Source organism: Streptococcus sp. V919 (assembly GCF_054353475.1).
Genome location: NZ_JBTHHY010000001.1, coordinates 405,718 through 423,524 on the forward strand (window position 1 = coordinate 405,718; position 17,807 = coordinate 423,524).

Sequence of the window (17,807 nt, forward strand, 5' to 3'; positions counted from 1 at the left end):
GAGAAAGGAGGTGAGAAAACATGGGGCTTTTAGATAGGATTTTGAAACGAGGTAAAACTCAAAGCGGAACGAACGTCATCACTCATTCAGACTTCGGTTTGTTTCTTGATGGTGATGGTTACGTTCCATTGGCCCGTAATCCTGATGTGGTTGCAGCAGTCAACAAGGTTGCTGACATGGTATCCAATATGACCATTCATTTGATGGAGAATACAGATAAAGGCGATATCCGAATTAAAGACGGACTAGCTAGAAAAATAGATGTTAACCCATGCGACAATATGACTCGCAAGACTTGGATTTTCAAGATTGTGCGTGACTTATTATTGTTTGGTGATGGTAATTCGGTTCTTCATGTTGAGTATGATCCTGTGAATGATTATATTTTGAACCTAAGACCATTCGCGATGAGTGAAGTATCTTTCAGAAGTGATGATAACGGTTATGTCGTAAATTATCGTGGCACTGATTACAATCCAAGCGAAATCGTACACTTTGCAATCAATCCAGATCCAGACAATCCATTTGTAGGTACTGGATATAGACTTGCTCTGAGAGATATTGTTAGGAATTTAAACCTTGCTACTCAAATCAAAAAAGGATTTATGAGCGGGAAGAATGTTCCAAGTTTGATTGTGAAAGTTGATTCTTCGAGTGGAGACTTAGCAACTCAAGAAGGTCGTGATCTAGTCGCTAAGAAATATCTTAGCACTAGCCAATCTGGTGAACCGTGGATTATCCCTGATGCTCTTATGAGCGTCGAACAGGTTAAACCACTCAGTTTGAAAGATATTGCTATCAATGAATCTGTTGAAATTGATAAGAAAACAGTTGCTGGACTTTTGGGAGTTCCAGCTTTTATTTTAGGAGTTGGAAATTTCAACAAAGAAGAATACAACAACTTTGTCAATACAACAGTCATGAGCATCGCAACGACAATCACTCAGACCTTAACTAGAGATTTACTAGTTTCAAACAATCGGTATTTCAAACTTAACGCTCGCTCGCTTTATTCTTACGATATTACAGAATTGTCATCAGTAGCACAACAGATGACTAATAGCATGGCAATGCGTAGAAACGAGTGGAGAGACTGGTTAGGAATGCCACCTGATCCTGATATGGATGAGCTCCTTGCTCTTGAAAACTATATCCCACAAGATAAACTTGGGGACCAGAAAAAGTTGAAAGGAGGTGAGGAAGAAGATGAACAAACGCAATAGTTATCGCACCGCTCAATTCAAAACACGAGAAGAAACCGAAACTGGTGATTTGATTTTGAGTGGGTACTTTATCAAGTTCGATGAAGTTACTGAATTATGGCCAGGTTACTTTGAAGTGATTAAGCGTGAAGGTGTTGAAAAAGCAATCCAAAACGCTGACATCAGGGCATTGTTTAACCATGATGATAGTTTAGTGCTTGGTCGTACTGGAAATGGAACGGTCATTTTGGGAGTTGATGAAATCGGACTTTTCGGAGACATCATCATAAATAAAGAAGACCCGCAAGCTATCGGAGCCTATGCTCGTGTTCAACGTGGAGATGTAGTCGGATGTAGCTTTGGCTTTATCCCAATTAAAATCGACACAGAAGAACGTGCTGATGGTTCGTACCTGGACACTATCTTAGAATTAGAAATCTTTGAAGTGAGCCCATGTACTTTCCCAGCATATCCACAAACGGAAATAGCTGCACGACAGAAAGACTTTGAAAGTCAACAGCGTGCTAATCGTGAAGCGCTAGACAAGCGCAAAAAAGAAATTAAGGAGAAATTTAATCTATGCACAAATCATTGATTTTGGGCGCTCGTATGCGCAACAAAGCAGATAAGGTAGTAGAGCTTGAACAATCAATCGAGGAATTGAACAAACGCTCTGAACTTGAAGCTGCTAAATTGGAACAAGCTAGAAATGATGAAGAAGTTTCAGCAGTTGAAAAGAACCTTGAAGAACTCCAAAAAGAATTGGATGAAAAGGAAGCAGAAAAAGAAAAACTTGAAGCAGAAATCGAAGATTTGAAAAATCAAATCGAAGAACAAAACCGTAAAGCACCAACTTATCCAAAAAAAGAAGAACAACGTGGAGGACAAAAATTGGAACAACGTGATGCAATCGCAAAATACATTCGCTCTGGTCAAACTCGTGACATCGTAGGATTGAAAACTACTGATTCAGGAAGTGCAGCTCTAATCCCTACTGAAGTATTAAAACCACACTTTGTAGACAAAACACGCAATCCACTTTTGGACCTTGTGAAGCGTGTAAAAGTTAACAGCGGTGGTGGTAAATATCCAGTTATCAAGAAAAGTGATGCTAAAATGTCATCAACAGATGAATTGAAGGCTAATCCAGAGCTTGCAAAACCAAACATCACTGATGTTACTTACTCAATCAAAACATATCGTGGCTATATCCCAGTATCACAAGAAATGATTGATGATGCAGATTACGACATCATGGAAATCGTCGAAGAAGAAGTGTTTAACCAAGGGGAAAACACTGAACTTTCATTGGTTGCAGAAGTTCTAAAAACAGCTACTCCATCCGATGCTACTGGATTTGATGGTATCAAAGACATCTACAACAAAAAACTTAAACCAATTTATAAAGCAAGTATCGTAGTAACTCAATCAATGTTTGCAGCTCTTGATAAAGTCAAAGACAAAAATGGAAACTATATGCTCCAACCAGATGTCACATCACCTACTGGTTACTCATTCGGTGGCAAGACTATCTACACAGTAGACGATACAGTATTTGGTAGCGAGCGTGATATGAAATTCTTTATCGGTGACATCGCTGAATTCGTTGGATTATTTGACCGTTCTCAAGTATCTGTTAAATGGGTGAACAACGACATCTATGGACAATTGCTTGGACTTTTCATTCGCTTGGATGTTAAGAAAGTAGATGAAGCTGCTGGATTCTTTGGTACTTATACTGACGCAGTTGGGTAAGGAGGTGGCCTTTGAGCTATACAGTAATCCGTCCATTTAAGGACTTGAACGATCCTGAAGAACATGACTACTCAGTTGGTGATACCTTTCCTCGTGAAGGGCATAAACCAACTGAAACATTCATCAACGGTCTTTTGAATGGGTTAAATAGTGCTGGTTCAATTTTCATTGAGGAAGTACCAGACGAAAAACCTAAAAAAGCAAAAGCTAAACCAGTTGTAGAAGAGCCCGTTGCAGAAGAAGAGGAATAAACATGAATGAATTTCAGCTTTTAGAGTTACTGAAACTCAAGTTAGGTATTTCAACCAAACTGAGAGACAAGCCTCTAGAAAAAATCATTTCAAGTGTCATCACTGAATTGACCGACAATCTTGGTGTTGAGCTTGTCGGTGACCGTGCTGATCATGAAATGTTTATTGTTGACTATGCTGCTTATCGCTATGAAGGTGGAGTGGATATGCCACGACACCTTCAGTGGCGATTACACAATTTGCAATTATCGTCAAAGAAAGAGGTTAAGAATGTGGAACAATGAAATCACACTGACCTCTAGAAAAATCAAAGGTAAGGACAAGCTCAAACAACCAATCTACGAAGAAGTAGAAGTGACAATACTGTGTCGCAAAAAGAAAGTTACTCGCTCTGAATTTTATCAAGCCAATCAAGCAGGATTAAGACCGAGCTTGGTTGTTGAAGTTCACAATTTTGAATACGACAACCAAGAACATGCCATTTTCGAAGGCAAGAAATATCGTGTCTTAAAAACCTACCCAATTGATTCTGAAATTTTAGAATTGACTTTATCGGAGAAATTAGAATGAGTATTGACCTCGCTGATTTCATTGCAAAAGAGCTAGCTTCATATTCAACCGAGTTTTCTGAAGGAGTGGAAAAGATTGCTGAAGAGGTAGCAGAGGAAGCAGTACAAGAGTTAAGACAAACGAGTCCGAAACGATACGGGAAATATCGCAAAGGCTGGAAAAAGAAGAAGCTAGCAAATGGTTCTTACGTTGTCTTTAATTCTGTCGCTAGTCTTACTCACCTACTCGAGAACGGACACATCTTACGAGGTGGTGGTCGTGTATCTGGTATCATCCACATTAAACCAGTTGAAGAAAAAGTTATCGAGAATTTTGAAAAAAGAATCAAGGAGATTGGTCAATGAAACTTTCAGAGTTTGCTGATATTTTAGAGAAATCAGCCTTACCTGTAACTTACCGAGCGTATCAAGAGGGTAACGTCCCTGGTATGCCTTACCTGATTTACTACGAATCTAGTCCAGCAATCAATGCAGCTGACAATACGGTTAATCATGAGATTAAGAGCGTGACAGTCGAACTTGCATTTGAGCGTAAGGATGAAGATTTGGAAGAGCGACTAGAAGAGCTGTGGAAAACCCACGAGCTCTTTTTTGAAGCTCAAGAAGAAACATTTATCGAGACTGAAAGGTTATATGTCAAGCCTTATACAGTCTATCTTTACTAAGGAGGAATGACATGCCCGAAAATAAAGTAACGTTTGGTTTAAAAAATGTTCACATTGCACCTGTAAAAACTATTGGAGCAGATGGAGTGATTACTTACGATGAAGTATTCCGCTTCCCTGGAGCAATGGACTTGACACTAGATCCAAAAGGTGATTCTGGAGCAGTTAAAGCAGATGACATTGACTACCATTTTATCAACTCAAACGAAGGATACGATGGAAAACTTAAAGTTCCACACATCATCGAAGCATTTGCAACTAAAATCTTGGGAGAAATTAAAGACTCTCAAACTGGTGTCATGACTGAAAAAGGAGATGCAGAACCGACAGCGTTTGCTATCATGTTTGAATTCTCTGGTGACAAGAACAAAACCCGTCATGTTCTTTACTACTGTTCAGCTAGTCGCCCATCAAATGGATCATCAACCAAAAACGGTACAAACGTGAACGAACGTGAGCTATCTTTCAAAGCTAGCCCTCGTCCACTTGACTCTGTTATCAAACGCTCAATCACATCAGCTGATAACAACGAAGTCTACACCAAATGGTTCGAAAAAGTTTATGAACCTAACGCTGTTGGTTAAGGAGAAATAAATGCGCAAAATCATTATGGTTGGCGAGCAAGAGTATGAGCTAGGAACAAGCGCTTATACTCCTATCGCATACAAACAACAATTCGGAAAGGATTATTTCCAGGATTTATTCTCAATGTTACAGAATCAATCTCTTATGTCCGAATTAAACAAACTGAATTCTGGCGAAAAAGAATCGAATGAAGTTGATATTTCAATCTTGTCAGACTTTGACATGACATTCTTTAATCGTCTATTTTGGACCTTTGCTAAAACTGCAAATCCTCACATCAAACCTTACGAACAATTCTTTATGGAAATGGAAAGTTTCCCAATCCAGGAAGTTGGACCTGAGTTGATGGAAATGCTGAATGCAAGTATGTCAACAAAAAAGTCCCAGACCAGTCAGAAACAGCTAGCGAAGAAATCTTCACAGTAGAATCTTATTTATCCTGTTGTAAAGAAACAGGGTTGTCTATTGATGATTTGAAGAATATTTCAATCGGAATGGCTTTAGATTATCAAACAGATTATGTGAATTTACGAAGCGAAAGTAAAAAAGGTGAGCGAAAAGCCAACCAAGCTGATTTTGACAATTTTTAAAAGAAAAGGAGTGCTGAGAGAGCGATTCTAAGGTCAAGTTCATTGACCTGACTGCATTATCAGTCATAGAAGTTCTCTCAGCGCTTTTTATTTTTTAGAGAAAGGAGGAAACATGGCAGGAAATATTAAAGGCATCAAGATTGAAATTGATGGAGACACGCAACCCTTACAAAAGGCACTCAAAAATGTCAATAAGGCTGCAACAGATGCAACACAAGAATTAAGACAGATTGACAAAGCCTTAAAATTTGATACAGGGAATGTCACTCTATTGACTCAAAAGCAAGAGCTTTTACAAAAACAAGTTTCTACAACCAAAGAGAAACTAGAGACCCTAAGACAAGCACAATCTCAGGTCGAGCAACAATTCAAGAGTGGAAACATCGGTGCTGATCAGTACCGAGCATTTCAACGTGAAGTTGAAACCACTAAGAATGTCCTTAAAGGTTACGAAGGAAAACTTGCTAATGTCAACCAAGCACTAGCAGAAAATGGCAATGCCACTCAAAGCAATAAGAGTCAGCTTCAGAACTTACAGAAAGAGCAAAATCGCCTTGCTAGTGAGTCTGAAAAAGTTGTAAGTTCATTCAAACTACAAGAAAGCCAGTTAGGTGCTAACGCTAGCGAATCCGAAAAACTAGCTCTGGCACAGAAAAAGGTCGGTGCACAATCCTCTATCGTTGCTAAACAGATTGAAAATCTTGAAAAGCAGTTAGAGTTAACTAAGCAAGAGTATGGAGAGAATTCAGTTGAAGCTAACAAAATGGAAGCACAACTGAACCAAGCTAAAGCATCGTATTCAAATCTTTCTCAAGAAATGAAGAATTTGGGTAGTGCTGGCAAACAAGCAGCTGGAAACCTGGCTGAAACGAATAACCTCCTAAAAGCCGAACTATTAAACCAATTTTCAGAAAAACTAGCAGACATCAGTCAGAAGCTTGTGGATTTTGGGAAAAGTGCATTAGAAGCCTTCAGACAAGTTGACGAAGGCATGGACACTATCGTGACTAAGACTGGTGCAACTGGGGACAGCTTGAAAGAAATGCAAGATATTGCTTCAAGCATCGCAACGACTATCCCAACCGATTTCAGCAAGGCTGGTGAAGCAGTCGGAGAGGTTAATACACAGTTTGGATTAACTGGTGACGCACTAAAAGATGCATCCATCGAAATGATAAAGTTTGCTGAAATTAACGGTACAGACATTACTAATTCAACTATTTCAGCAAGTAAAGCCTTGGAAGCTTACGAGTTATCAACCAGTGATTTAGAGAAAGTCCTAGACTCTACAACATACACAGCTCAATCAACAGGTGTGTCAGTCGATGACTTGATGAAGAAAGCTATTGAAGGAGCACCACAAATTAAAATGCTAGGCCTCTCATTTGAGGAAGGTGTTGCATTGCTTGGACAATTTGAAACAAGCGGTGTAGATGCTTCAAGTGCTTTGTCAGGACTAACGAAAGCGGCAGGATCCTACGCTAAGAAGGGTAAGACTCTGAAAGAGGGACTTGTCGAAACCATCGATAAGATAAAGAACACAACTAGCGAAACTGAAGCAATGGGGCTCGCTATGGAAATTTTTGGTGCTAAAAAAGCCCCTCAAATGATTGATGCAATCAAGCGTGGAGCATTTGATTTTCAAACATTCTCCGAAGCAGCTGAAAATTCAGTAGGTTCAGTTTCTAAAACCTTTGAAGCAACTCTGGATCCTATTGACAAATTTAAAACAGCACAAAACTCAGTTACGCTAGCTATGTCAGAACTAGGCGCAGCAATCGCTGAAACTCTAGCACCTATCTTTGAAGTGCTTGGAAACATGGTCAAAGATATAGCAGAGTGGTTCAGTGGTTTACCTGGACCTGTTAAAGAATTTATCGTGATTTTAGGAGGGGTAGTCACAGTTGCTGGTATTCTAGTCCCGATATTCTTAACCTTACAAGCAGCAGCAGTCGCGCTTGGAACATCCATTGGAGCGATGATTGCAGCAGCCGCACCCATTATTGGTATCGCTGCTTTAATTGTTGCCGCTATTGCAGCGATCGTAATTGGTATCAAGTACCTCTGGGAAACGAACGAAGGGTTCAGAGAGGCGGTAATGACCGTCTGGAATGCTATCATGGAAGTCATCAACAGGGTTGTTAGTGAAGTTTCTAACTTCATCATGAGTATGTTTGGAGTGGTTGTCAGTTGGTGGACAGAAAACCAAGAACTCATTCGTGCGAGTGTAGAAACAGTCTGGAATGCTATCCAAACCGTAATTGATGCAGTCATGACTTTCTTAGGTCCATTAATCGAGGGAGCATGGGCGAATATCCAACTGGTCATCACGACCGCTTGGGAAGTCATCAAGACAGTAGTTGAAACTGCAATCAATGTTGTTTTAGGCATCATCAAAGCAGTCATGCAGATCATCACAGGTGACTGGTCAGGAGCATGGGAAACAATCAAAGGAGTGTTCTCAACTGTATGGGATGCTATCCAAAATGTTGTTCAGACCATCTTCACAGCTATCCAATCGTACATTTCAAATACGATAAACGCCATTTCAAGTACAATTTCAAATGTCTGGAATGGAATTTCAAGTACAATTTCAAATGTATTAAATGGTATTTCAAACACTGTTTCAAATGTTTGGAATGGAATCAAGGATTCAATCGGGAATGCTATAAACGGAGCCAAAGACCTTGTAAGTTCTGCAATCGATGCTATCAAAGGACTATTTAATTTCAGCATTAGTTGGCCACATATTCCACTACCTCACTTTTCAGTAAGTGGTTCAGCAAATCCGCTCGATTGGCTAAAAGGTCAAATACCTAGAATTGGTATCGAGTGGTATGCTAAAGGCGGTATCATGACGAAACCGACCTTATTTGGTATGAACGGAAATAATATGATGGTTGGTGGCGAAGCTGGAAATGAAGCGGTATTGCCACTTAATGAAAGAACACTTGGCGCGATTGGTCGAGGTATTGCTCAAACGATGGGTGAAAATCCAACAAACATCAACATCACAATAACTGGTAATGTTGTCAGAGAAGAAGCAGACATCGCTAGAATTGCTGACCAGGTTGCTCAACGAATTGCCGATGAAATCCAACGTAGAACCCAATTGAGAGGAGGTATGGCATGATAAAACACAATGAATTGATTATTGACGGTGTAAGAACATCGTCTTTTCCTTTTAAGGTTATCGTCCACGATCCTCCTTCAGTTGCATTAGGAGAAAGTAAGACGGAACTTTTAGAGCATGGTGGCATTAGCGGAGCGATTGTTCAGACCAACAAACATCGTAAATTAGTTCAAAAATCTTATACGATTTATTTAGTTAAACCAACTGAAGAACAGATGAATCAGTTCATGACCCTTTTTATTCGTGAAAAATTTTGGTTAGAAAGCGAGCGAGTCAAAACAACCCGACTCTGGTGTTATAAGGCCAATGCTAGTGACCTTGAAGAAACACAACCTGGGTTGTATATGACGAAAGTAACATTCACTTGCCACCCTACAAAATATTTCAAAACCACTGACACACAAAGATTGACAGGAAACGGAGTTTTAACTACTCAAGGGTCTGCTCTTGCCTTCCCTAAAATCACAATTGTTGGACAGAGTGCTACTGAGACTTCATTTACAATCGCTGGTCAGGTTATTCGTCTTGAAAAACTCTCAGAATCGCTTGTGATGGTCAACAATCCAGATAATCCAAGCTTTAAGACCACGACAGGAAAATCAGTTAAATGGTCAGGAGATTTTATTACTGTTGATCCCTCAAAACTGAAAAATGTCGGTGTCGTTCTAGGTACTGGTATTCAATCGCTTGAAATCGAGACGGTTTGGGGGTGGGCATAATTGCTTTATTTACTTGACAAAGATGTAAGAACCGTGCGCTGGAACGGAGAGCCACTTCATGAAGCGACTTCAGCGATTGTTAAAGAGACCATGAATGGAGATTTCACCTTAACTGTGAAATACCCTATTTCTGACTCAGAAATTTATCAACTCATTCAAGAAGATATGTTGATAAAAGCACCAACTCCTGTTCTCGGTGCTCAGCTTTTCCGCATCAAAACACCTGTCGAACACAATGACTACTTAGAAATAACAGCCTATCACATCTCAGACGATATAATGCAACGGTCTATAACACCATTAAGCGTGAGTAGTCAGAGCTGTGATATGGCTCTTTCCCGCATGGTTCAAAATACAAAAACAGCTTTGGGAGATTTTTCTTTCAATAGCGATATCCAGGAACGTAGAACCTTCAACACGACCGAAACAGAAACTCTTTACTCTGTATTGCTCGATGGAAAGCATAGTATCGTTGGAACGTGGGAAGGTGAGCTAGTTCGTGATAACTTTGCAATGACTGTCAAAAAAAATCGTGGTGAGAATCGTGGTGTTGTTATTACAACACACAAGAATCTGAAGGATTATCAACGTACAAGAAATAGTCAGAATGTTGTCACAAGAATCCATGCTAAATCAACTTTTAAACCTGAAGGCGCAGAAACAGAAACGACTCTCAAGGTTACGGTTGACAGCCCTCTTATTAACTCATATCCTTACATAAATGAGAAAGAATATGAGAACAACAACGCAAAGACCGTTGAAGAGTTAAAGAAGTGGGCACAAGCTAAATTTACGAATCAAGGTATTGACAAAGTTTCTGATGCTATCAAAATTGAAGCCTATGAACTTGATGGACAAGTTGTTCACATGGGTGATACGGTCAATATCAAGAGTCGAAAACACAATGTCGATGCATTCAAGAAAGCTATTGCTTATGAATTTGATGCCTTAAAAGAAGAGTACATCTCTCTGACTTTCGATGATAAGGCGGGAACTGGCGGTTCTAGATCTTCTGGCGGGCTATCTAACGCAGCTGATGCAATAATTGGTGTGACAGAATCAGCTCAAGAAATCGCCCTTGAAAAGGCTCTTCAAAATGCTGACTTAGCCTTTGATCATCAAGCTGGATTGTTGAGACAGGAAATTTTGGACGGTGTCGAACTCGCCAAAGCAAAAGCAGAAGAGAACAAGCGTGCTCTATCAGACGAAATCGACAGACGATTTCACGAGTTTAGTCCAGAAGGATTCGACGAAGCAAAGAAAAAAGCAGAAGAGGCACTTGCCAAAGTAAGAGCAGGATATGAACTAGCAGATGAAGCAAAGCATATCGCTAGTGAAAATCAAATCAAATTTGCTTCAATGGCTGCTAGAGTTAACAGGCAAGAAGATAAACTAACGAGTGCTGTCGCTGATTTAAAACGCTATTCGAGAGAAGAAACACAAAGTCAAATTACGCAACGCTTCCAAGATTTCACAAGAGACAATGAAGCAAAACTAGCCGATTACAAACAAGGTATAGACGGGCGGTTTACAAGCTTAGCTAGTCAGATTGCTGAAAAAGTAACGCAAGGGGGCCCGAATATGCTCCGAAATTCGAGGGCAGATGATGGCTTGAAATACTGGAACGGTGATCCTAGCAAATTCAAATTCCTATCACACCATTTTTACTTAAACGGTCAAAAACGAATGTTTTCACTGGAAAATGGAGCGGTAGTAAATAGCCCGCGTTTTATTTTCAAGAAAAATACTGATTATACATTGAATTTTCTAGCCTTTGACGCAAACACGGCAAGGGTAAGAATAACTCTACGGAAACGAAAAAAAGACTCTGCTAATCAAGACTATGACGAGATTCAGACGCTTTTTGACAAGACTGGTTCACCCGCTTTCAGTTCACATCAAGCCGTTAAACATTCGTTAAAATTAAATATCGGTGATTTTGATAATGGTTATCTAGTATTTGAATACACAGGAAATCCAAATGGTTGGTCTGGTATGTTCATGACTGAGCTGGATTTTTACGAGGGGACAAATGACCGTAAATGGCAACCAGCACCCGAAGACTCAGCAGAGCCTATTGAGGCAGTACGAACACAAGTCACACAAAAGTTAGCTGAATACAAAGAAACATCGGATGGTCGTTTTGCTACGATTTCTGCTCAAATAAGTGGCAAAGTTGACCAGAGCGATTTCCAGCGTGTCAAAGAGACAAGTCAGCTATATGAGCGAATTTTAGGTACGACTGAGCAAGGTGTGGCAGATAACGCTTCAAGGCTTGTTATGTCTAGTCAAATTTTTCAGACTGAAGTCAAAAAAATCACTGGAAGTAGTTATAATCTTGTATTCGACCCAACCAATTTCAGCAAGTGGAAGAAGAAACAAGAAGATGCGAATGTTATCAAAGTACAAGCTGGCACTAAATTGCTACGGATCACAAATGCTGGTAATACCAACGTAGTCTATCATGGATTCGCATTGCCACTTACTACATCTACATTTACTGAGGGTGAAAAGCTTAGTTACCGCATAGAGGCATGGGTGGATGTGTTGCCAGATGCCCCTCTTGGTATCGAACTGTGGGCAGAAGATGGCGGTCTTGCATCTGATAGCGTTACCTTTACAAAAACTGGTATTCAAATCATCACAGGTACGATGACAGTCCAGAAATCATCGACTAAAGGAAGAGAATTCCCTCTTGAAATTTGGTTGATGAAGAACGGGACAGTAGCGATTGGGAAGGTGTCATTAGTTCGTGGCGAAACACCTCCGCAAGATTTCAAGGATGATACTTCAACGCAAGACCTTGTAACTCAAACAAAGGTGTCACAACTCTTTGATTCCTACGCTATCCAAACATTGACCAACGCTGGAGCAATCGCTTCACAAATCAATCTGAATAGCAATAATATTCTGATTGAAGCTGCTAAAATTCGACTTAAAGGTAGAACGCTACTAGACGAAATCACGGCTATAGACGGGTATTTTAAGAGATTGTTCGTGGGAGATGCCAGAATAGGAACTCTGAACACTGACATCATTCGCTCAAATTCGATTGCAGCAGACAAGCTGATATTTGATACTGCTCTAGCGAAGAAGCTTGTATCTAGCGATGTTTTTACGGATACGCTTGCTGCTAAAACAGCTTTTATCAACAAACTACGGTCAGTTGTAGTCTCAGCAACCTTACTTGAAGGTTATAAGGGTCGTATCGGTGGATTCCAATTCGGTACGCACGATAAAGACCCAAGTACATATTGGCTAACTGGTATTAACCAATTCGCAGTTGGTATGAGTAATGGTGGCACAAAATGGGGGCAAACTGCTCTTTGGGTTAACTGGGGGGATAACTGGGATAAACCTGATATTAATGCTTGGTATGTGACACGTATTGGTGAAATGTATTGTCATAATACTGCTCATTTTTACAATACACCAGTTATCCATGGAAACCTCCGAGTAGGAGGTAATATCTACTATGTCAATGAAAAAGATAAAACAGGTGGTTACTGGATGTATTCTCCTGCATTCAAAAAGCTTGACAAATATAAAGGTTATCTATATTTTTATGGATTTAACGAAGAACAAACAGATTGGATCCCTCTTAATAAAGAAATTTCAGACCGTAGATATAAGACAAACATTCAAGATAGCAAGATCTCAGCACTTGATGTTATCGAGAACCTTAAAACCTACTCATATCGTAAGGAATACGATGACAAAGTCGAGGATATCTCTTGCGGTATCATGGCTCAAGATGTTCAAAGATATGCACCAGAAGCTTTTTATAAAAATCCAGACGGTGCTTATTCATATCGCACATTCGAACTTGTACCTTATCTCATTAAGGCTATTCAAGAATTAAATCAAAAATTGAAAGGTTGGAAAAAACAACATGAATGAACAAGACCAACAAATCAGCCGTTTAGTAGTAAATTCTCTTTCAGAGAAATTAGGTCAAGAAGCTACTAAATCAGCAACATTTGAAGCACTATACACAACTACGGCTTTGGAGCTCGAACAAATCAATAAAATCATCAATTCAGATGAAGAACTTAAAGCTAAATTTGAACAATTGAAAGGACAAATGGCAAATGGCAATTAACAACTACACACTAGCAACTAAACCTTACATTCGTGGTTTTGGGGACAAAACTACAACCGTTGTAGAAATTCGCTTACAAGATGGCAACCGTTACAGTACCAACCAACGTGAGCTTGTGGGAGACCGTACACAAGACCAAGATGATGTGCTTATTCAAGCAGTATTAGATATCGTTAAAGCTGAATTGGACCCAGCGAATGCAGTCGTTAAGGCTCAACAAGAATTAGAAACAACTAAGACCAAACAAGACGAATTATCTAAACTTGTTAAACAACAACAAGAAACATCTACTACTCTTAACAAAGCGATTCGAATTCTTTCCTTGATTGTAGCTAAAATTGGGATTCCAGTCGGCGCTGCTTACAAAGAGCTTGCTTCATTTATGCCACCTTTGTTAAGTGGACAAACTTATTTTGAGAATGACTTACTATTTTTAGAAGACCCTAATCATGTTGAAACAAACAGCGAAGGTAAGTATGTGTTCGTATATATCAAGCGTGAGTTTGAGTATAACGGTCAAACAGTTGAACAGCTTAAAGGTCAACCAACAACAGACGGTCTTGTCGAAGTCTTGGAATGGACTGCACCACGAAGTGATGTAGACCATATCTAAGGAGGTAGCTTATGCAAGATTTAGCGTTTCATGAATTATTAGAACACCTCAAAAATCTTTCATATAGCCCCTACATTCATTTCTTTTTTTGGTTGATGATTTTAGATATCGTGACAGGATATATCAAGGCATTTAAGACCAAGCGATTTGATAGCAAGGTCGGAACAATGGGATTGATTAGACATTTCATTGTGTTTGTTGTTATCTTACTTGTAGCTATGTATGCCCGTTCTCTTGGTTTTCGTAGTTTTGGGATTGCTTGGACTATGTTTTTCTCATTCAATTATCTGTTTTCAGTGATTGAAAATTGGGAAATTATCGGTCTTGCATTCCCTGAATTTTTGAAGCCTTACATTAACCAGCTAAAGAAAGACAACGCTCGTAAAATCGGGCAGTTATTGGTAAATATAGACCAAAAAGACAAAGTAGAAGTAGAACTTGAAGTGAAGGAGAAAGACGATGCAACAAATTAATGAAATTTTACTTAACGGTGCTATCAGCATCCTTGTTATCTTGGTAGGTATCGCAGTTAAAGCTGTCAAAGAATACCTCGTTCAAAAAGGTGGAGAGAAAACAATCAAGATTGTTGAAATTCTTGCTAAGAATGCAGTCAATGCGGTTGAGCAGGTATCTGCTGAAACTGGATACAAAGGTGAAGAAAAACTGGAACAAGCACGAACTAAAATCCGTGCAGAGCTTAAAAAATACAATATCAGCATGACTGACAGTGACCTCGATACCTTCGTAGAGTCAGCTGTCAAGCAGATGAATGATGCTTGGTCTGAAAAATAAATCAGAGAACCCCAAAGGGTTCTCTTTCTTTTTTAAATAAGGAAAGGAGGTAGCACTTGAAGAAGGTTATTGAAAAGAGATTAACCGTTTCAGCCAACAACAGAGACATTGACAGGCTTTATCAAGAATTTTATAGCAAAGATAAAGGTATCGCTGAATTCAAGTTTACGCTCGATAATTTGACCGCTACCAAGGTAATCTGCTTATTCTATTTCAAATCCACCAAGCGATATCAAGAAGTAGAAGCAGTAATCGAAGATAATTCGTTTACGGTTCAATTCGATACATCGCTAATCACTACGGATGAATCCGTTATTGGCTACATCTACTTTGAAAAAGTAGAGCAGTCAGCGGATGTATATAGCTTTATATTTAATGTCCATGTAAGTGAGATTGATAAAGCAGTCAAGCAACCACTTATTGAACGTGAATCAGGGCGAATTGTTAACGTTAAGGATGTTGTAACTAAACAAGAATTGGACGAACTCTTTGCAAAAATCAAAGAGCAAGGCGGAACTTATGACGATAGCAATTTACGTAGTGAATTAAGCCATATTTCAGCCGATATTGGAGTGCTAAAGACAAAGACGGATAAAGATACCGTGTATGACGATAGCGCCTTAAAACAGCGTGTAGAGGTCTTAGAAAACAAGTCTAATATTGACACAAGTCAGTTTGCTACTAAGGACGAATTACGCAATATCTCACTAACTCCTGGACCAAAAGGAGATAAAGGAGAGCCTGGCGAACGTGGTCCACAAGGTGATGTTGGACCTAGAGGTGCTGACGGTTTACAAGGCCCTCAAGGTTTACAAGGTATCCAAGGGGAACGAGGGCAAGACGGACAAATCGGACCAAAGGGTGAGCGTGGGGAACAAGGGCCTGCTGGACCTCAAGGGCCTATTGGACTTACAGGTCCTAAAGGTGCTGACGGTCGTGATGGTGTAGGAATTCCTCAAAAATTGAGTATCGAAGGGAACACCCTCATCTTATCTGATGGTGGTGGCAACGTAACCCTACCTACTTCAACAAGCGGGAATACTGGACAAATTAATGAGTATGAAATCCACGGAACGGGCTTTCCTAACGGTAAAGTAACCGCACCAGTCGGGACTACTTACGTTGATACCGCTGTTACAAGTGGAGCTCTCAAGTGGATAAAGAGACAAGGAAGCGGAAATCAAGGATGGGAAGTATTGACTGGTGATACTGGTTGGAGAACGTTGAATATTAAGTCTAAACTCGGAAACTCATATCTAAAAGTTCGACGCAAAAATGACACCGTAACATACCAATTCGGTGGGCTAAGCTGGGGTTGGTTTGGTGTCATTCGTAGAGGTGGCGTAGGATACGAGGCTCAAGGGAGCGACAGGGAAAGAAACTGTTACATTCTAGGACTTGGTGGTGTTCCTGTTGGTTTTCGCTCTGAAGGGTCTTTAATAGGAAACATTTACAACGATAAAGGTGTCTCCTATGGGACTTGGTACTTAGGCGGTGCTGGGGATAGCAATATGCTACGTTTTCAATTCACTGACCCAGTGCCAACGGATAGAGACATCGGAGATATCCGTGTAAGTTCTATCTCTTACTTAACTAGCGAACCATGGCCTGGTGTTTTACCATAATATGAAAGGAAAAATATAAATGACAATCAATATTGAAACAGCTATTGCATGGATGCGTGAACGTGAAGGACAAGTCTATTACAGTATGGAATACCGTGACGGTCCTGATAGCTATGACTGTTCAAGCTCAGTCTACTACGCTTTGAGGAGCGCTGGAGCAGTATCTGCTGGATGGGCAGTAAATACTGAGTATGAGCACGACTGGCTTATTAAAAACGGTTATGAGCTTATTGCTGAAAACCAAGAATGGAATGCACAGCGTGGGGATATCTTCATCTACGGAAGACGTGGATATTCAGCTGGCGCTGGTGGTCATACGGGTATGTTCGTTGACTCAGACAATATCATTCATTGTAACTATGCACGGAATGGTATCACAGTTAACAATCATGATGCCATCTGGAATGCAGCAGGTCAACCTTATTTTTACGCTTACCGCTTAACCAATCCAGACGCTCAACCTGAAGCACCTAAAAAAGGCTGGCAGTCGGATGATAAGGGCTACTGGTACGCTAGAGCTAACGGCTCATATCCTAAAGACCAATTTGAGAAAATTGACGGTACATGGTACTATTTTGATGAGAGCGGTTATATGCTCTCTAATAAATGGAAACAACGCCCTGACGGCACATGGTACTACTTTGACAAGTCAGGGGAAATGGCTACTGATTGGAATAAAATCAATGACAAATGGTATTATTTCAGTAGAGATGGTGCTATGGTTACTGGCTGGGTTAAATACTACGATAAGTGGTACTACCTCGATGCAGTCAATGGCGAAATGAAATCCGATTGCTTCATTAAATATAATGACGGCTGGTACTTGCTACTTCCAGACGGCACACTTGCTGATAAGCCTGAGTTCACAGTTGAACCAGATGGCTTGATTACTACAAAATAAAATAGAAAGAACAAAAATTTAATTACACTCAACCGCTGGCTTTGGCTGGCGGTTTTTTGTTTTGGTACCCATTTTGGTACCCAGAATTGTTTTTTATGTATTTTTTTAGCATCTGAATACCTCTAAACTTTCTTTATTTAACAAACTTTGAATACTATTTAACATTTTTTCTTCCTATATTTATAAAACAAGTTTCTGTTTACCCGATCGCTAAATAATCGCTCTATACACCATTAAATAAGGCTTTCCGAGATTTTCGGAAAGCCTATTTTTTGTTTTGGTACCCAGTTTGGTACCCATATTTA

Annotated in this window: 20 protein-coding genes; all 20 read left to right on the plus strand. The window is 39.8% G+C overall.

The features are described from left to right. Positions 1-20: 20 nt before the first annotated feature. Positions 21-1,223 carry a phage portal protein gene (locus tag ACXYSK_RS02250; protein ID WP_458624868.1) on the plus strand — a complete coding sequence of 401 codons (1,203 nt, stop codon included), beginning with the start codon at positions 21-23 and terminating at the stop codon, positions 1,221-1,223. After that, a complete protein-coding gene (locus ACXYSK_RS02255) occupies positions 1,207-1,797 on the plus strand; it encodes an HK97 family phage prohead protease (protein ID WP_458624869.1) in 591 nt (196 codons plus the stop codon). Before ACXYSK_RS02250 ends, ACXYSK_RS02255 begins: the two co-directional genes overlap by 17 nt. Further along, the gene (locus ACXYSK_RS02260; RefSeq protein WP_458624870.1) at positions 1,782-2,957 is read left to right on the plus strand and encodes a phage major capsid protein; all 1,176 of its coding nucleotides are present in this window, start codon (positions 1,782-1,784) and stop codon (positions 2,955-2,957) included. The genes ACXYSK_RS02255 and ACXYSK_RS02260 overlap by 16 nt, the downstream gene beginning before the upstream one ends. Positions 2,958-2,968: 11 nt before the next feature. After that, complete coding sequence (locus ACXYSK_RS02265; protein WP_458624871.1) at positions 2,969-3,208, plus strand: hypothetical protein; 240 nt, start codon at positions 2,969-2,971, stop codon at positions 3,206-3,208. 2 nt (positions 3,209-3,210) lie between these two features. After that, complete coding sequence (locus ACXYSK_RS02270) at positions 3,211-3,492, plus strand: hypothetical protein (RefSeq protein WP_458624872.1); 282 nt, start codon at positions 3,211-3,213, stop codon at positions 3,490-3,492. Further along, positions 3,479-3,778: a phage head closure protein gene (locus ACXYSK_RS02275; protein WP_458624873.1), complete on the plus strand. Its 300-nt coding sequence runs from the start codon at positions 3,479-3,481 to the stop codon at positions 3,776-3,778. Before ACXYSK_RS02270 ends, ACXYSK_RS02275 begins: the two co-directional genes overlap by 14 nt. After that, positions 3,775-4,122, plus strand: a complete 348-nt coding sequence (locus ACXYSK_RS02280; protein ID WP_458624874.1) for an HK97 gp10 family phage protein — start codon at positions 3,775-3,777, stop codon at positions 4,120-4,122. Before ACXYSK_RS02275 ends, ACXYSK_RS02280 begins: the two co-directional genes overlap by 4 nt. Then, positions 4,119-4,442 carry a hypothetical protein gene (locus tag ACXYSK_RS02285; RefSeq protein WP_458624875.1) on the plus strand — a complete coding sequence of 108 codons (324 nt, stop codon included), beginning with the start codon at positions 4,119-4,121 and terminating at the stop codon, positions 4,440-4,442. Before ACXYSK_RS02280 ends, ACXYSK_RS02285 begins: the two co-directional genes overlap by 4 nt. 11 nt (positions 4,443-4,453) lie before the next feature. Further along, positions 4,454-5,026, plus strand: coding sequence for a major tail protein (locus ACXYSK_RS02290; protein ID WP_458624876.1), 573 nt, complete (start codon positions 4,454-4,456; stop codon positions 5,024-5,026). Between the two features lie 10 nt (positions 5,027-5,036). Beyond that, positions 5,037-5,453, plus strand: coding sequence for a hypothetical protein (locus ACXYSK_RS02295; RefSeq protein ID WP_458624877.1), 417 nt, complete (start codon positions 5,037-5,039; stop codon positions 5,451-5,453). A 32-nt stretch (positions 5,454-5,485) separates the two neighbouring features. Further along, on the plus strand, positions 5,486-5,617 hold the full coding sequence (locus tag ACXYSK_RS02300) for a hypothetical protein (RefSeq protein WP_006150490.1): 132 nt from the start codon (positions 5,486-5,488) through the stop codon (positions 5,615-5,617). 112 nt (positions 5,618-5,729) lie between these two features. Further along, positions 5,730-8,750: a phage tail tape measure protein gene (locus ACXYSK_RS02305; protein ID WP_458624878.1), complete on the plus strand. Its 3,021-nt coding sequence runs from the start codon at positions 5,730-5,732 to the stop codon at positions 8,748-8,750. Then, on the plus strand, positions 8,747-9,469 hold the full coding sequence (locus ACXYSK_RS02310) for a phage tail protein (protein WP_458624879.1): 723 nt from the start codon (positions 8,747-8,749) through the stop codon (positions 9,467-9,469). Before ACXYSK_RS02305 ends, ACXYSK_RS02310 begins: the two co-directional genes overlap by 4 nt. After that, positions 9,470-13,369 carry a phage tail spike protein gene (locus ACXYSK_RS02315; protein WP_458624880.1) on the plus strand — a complete coding sequence of 1,300 codons (3,900 nt, stop codon included), beginning with the start codon at positions 9,470-9,472 and terminating at the stop codon, positions 13,367-13,369. Beyond that, positions 13,362-13,571 (plus strand): hypothetical protein, encoded by a 210-nt coding sequence (locus tag ACXYSK_RS02320; RefSeq protein WP_458624881.1) that lies wholly within the window; start codon positions 13,362-13,364, stop codon positions 13,569-13,571. Before ACXYSK_RS02315 ends, ACXYSK_RS02320 begins: the two co-directional genes overlap by 8 nt. Further along, positions 13,561-14,184, plus strand: a complete 624-nt coding sequence (locus ACXYSK_RS02325; RefSeq protein ID WP_458624882.1) for a hypothetical protein — start codon at positions 13,561-13,563, stop codon at positions 14,182-14,184. The genes ACXYSK_RS02320 and ACXYSK_RS02325 overlap by 11 nt, the downstream gene beginning before the upstream one ends. Positions 14,185-14,195: 11 nt before the next feature. Beyond that, entirely contained in the window at positions 14,196-14,657 is a 462-nt protein-coding gene (locus ACXYSK_RS02330; RefSeq protein ID WP_458624883.1) for a phage holin family protein, read from the plus strand. Further along, the gene (locus ACXYSK_RS02335; RefSeq protein ID WP_458624884.1) at positions 14,644-14,976 is read left to right on the plus strand and encodes a phage holin; all 333 of its coding nucleotides are present in this window, start codon (positions 14,644-14,646) and stop codon (positions 14,974-14,976) included. The genes ACXYSK_RS02330 and ACXYSK_RS02335 overlap by 14 nt, the downstream gene beginning before the upstream one ends. A 56-nt stretch (positions 14,977-15,032) precedes the next feature. Next, on the plus strand, positions 15,033-16,601 hold the full coding sequence (locus ACXYSK_RS02340; RefSeq protein WP_458624885.1) for a collagen-like protein: 1,569 nt from the start codon (positions 15,033-15,035) through the stop codon (positions 16,599-16,601). 19 nt (positions 16,602-16,620) lie between these two features. Continuing rightward, on the plus strand, positions 16,621-17,502 hold the full coding sequence (locus ACXYSK_RS02345; protein WP_458624886.1) for a peptidoglycan amidohydrolase family protein: 882 nt from the start codon (positions 16,621-16,623) through the stop codon (positions 17,500-17,502). Positions 17,503-17,807 lie beyond the last annotated feature (305 nt).

Excerpts from the sequence above, each read along its gene's own strand:
- ACXYSK_RS02345 (WP_458624886.1), top strand. The coding sequence starts at position 16,621 with ATGACAATCAATATTGAAACAGCTATTGCATGGATGCGTGAACGTGAA.
- ACXYSK_RS02335 (WP_458624884.1), top strand. The coding sequence starts at position 14,644 with ATGCAACAAATTAATGAAATTTTACTTAACGGTGCTATCAGCATCCTT.
- ACXYSK_RS02295 (WP_458624877.1), top strand. The coding sequence starts at position 5,037 with ATGCGCAAAATCATTATGGTTGGCGAGCAAGAGTATGAGCTAGGAACA.
- ACXYSK_RS02310 (WP_458624879.1), top strand. The coding sequence starts at position 8,747 with ATGATAAAACACAATGAATTGATTATTGACGGTGTAAGAACATCGTCT.
- ACXYSK_RS02260 (WP_458624870.1), top strand. The coding sequence starts at position 1,782 with ATGCACAAATCATTGATTTTGGGCGCTCGTATGCGCAACAAAGCAGAT.
- ACXYSK_RS02280 (WP_458624874.1), top strand. The coding sequence starts at position 3,775 with ATGAGTATTGACCTCGCTGATTTCATTGCAAAAGAGCTAGCTTCATAT.
- ACXYSK_RS02320 (WP_458624881.1), top strand. The coding sequence starts at position 13,362 with ATGAATGAACAAGACCAACAAATCAGCCGTTTAGTAGTAAATTCTCTT.
- ACXYSK_RS02285 (WP_458624875.1), top strand. The coding sequence starts at position 4,119 with ATGAAACTTTCAGAGTTTGCTGATATTTTAGAGAAATCAGCCTTACCT.
- ACXYSK_RS02275 (WP_458624873.1), top strand. The coding sequence starts at position 3,479 with ATGTGGAACAATGAAATCACACTGACCTCTAGAAAAATCAAAGGTAAG.
- ACXYSK_RS02290 (WP_458624876.1), top strand. The coding sequence starts at position 4,454 with ATGCCCGAAAATAAAGTAACGTTTGGTTTAAAAAATGTTCACATTGCA.
- ACXYSK_RS02250 (WP_458624868.1), top strand. The coding sequence starts at position 21 with ATGGGGCTTTTAGATAGGATTTTGAAACGAGGTAAAACTCAAAGCGGA.
- ACXYSK_RS02305 (WP_458624878.1), top strand. The coding sequence starts at position 5,730 with ATGGCAGGAAATATTAAAGGCATCAAGATTGAAATTGATGGAGACACG.
- ACXYSK_RS02325 (WP_458624882.1), top strand. The coding sequence starts at position 13,561 with ATGGCAATTAACAACTACACACTAGCAACTAAACCTTACATTCGTGGT.
- ACXYSK_RS02255 (WP_458624869.1), top strand. The coding sequence starts at position 1,207 with ATGAACAAACGCAATAGTTATCGCACCGCTCAATTCAAAACACGAGAA.
- ACXYSK_RS02330 (WP_458624883.1), top strand. The coding sequence starts at position 14,196 with ATGCAAGATTTAGCGTTTCATGAATTATTAGAACACCTCAAAAATCTT.
- ACXYSK_RS02270 (WP_458624872.1), top strand. The coding sequence starts at position 3,211 with ATGAATGAATTTCAGCTTTTAGAGTTACTGAAACTCAAGTTAGGTATT.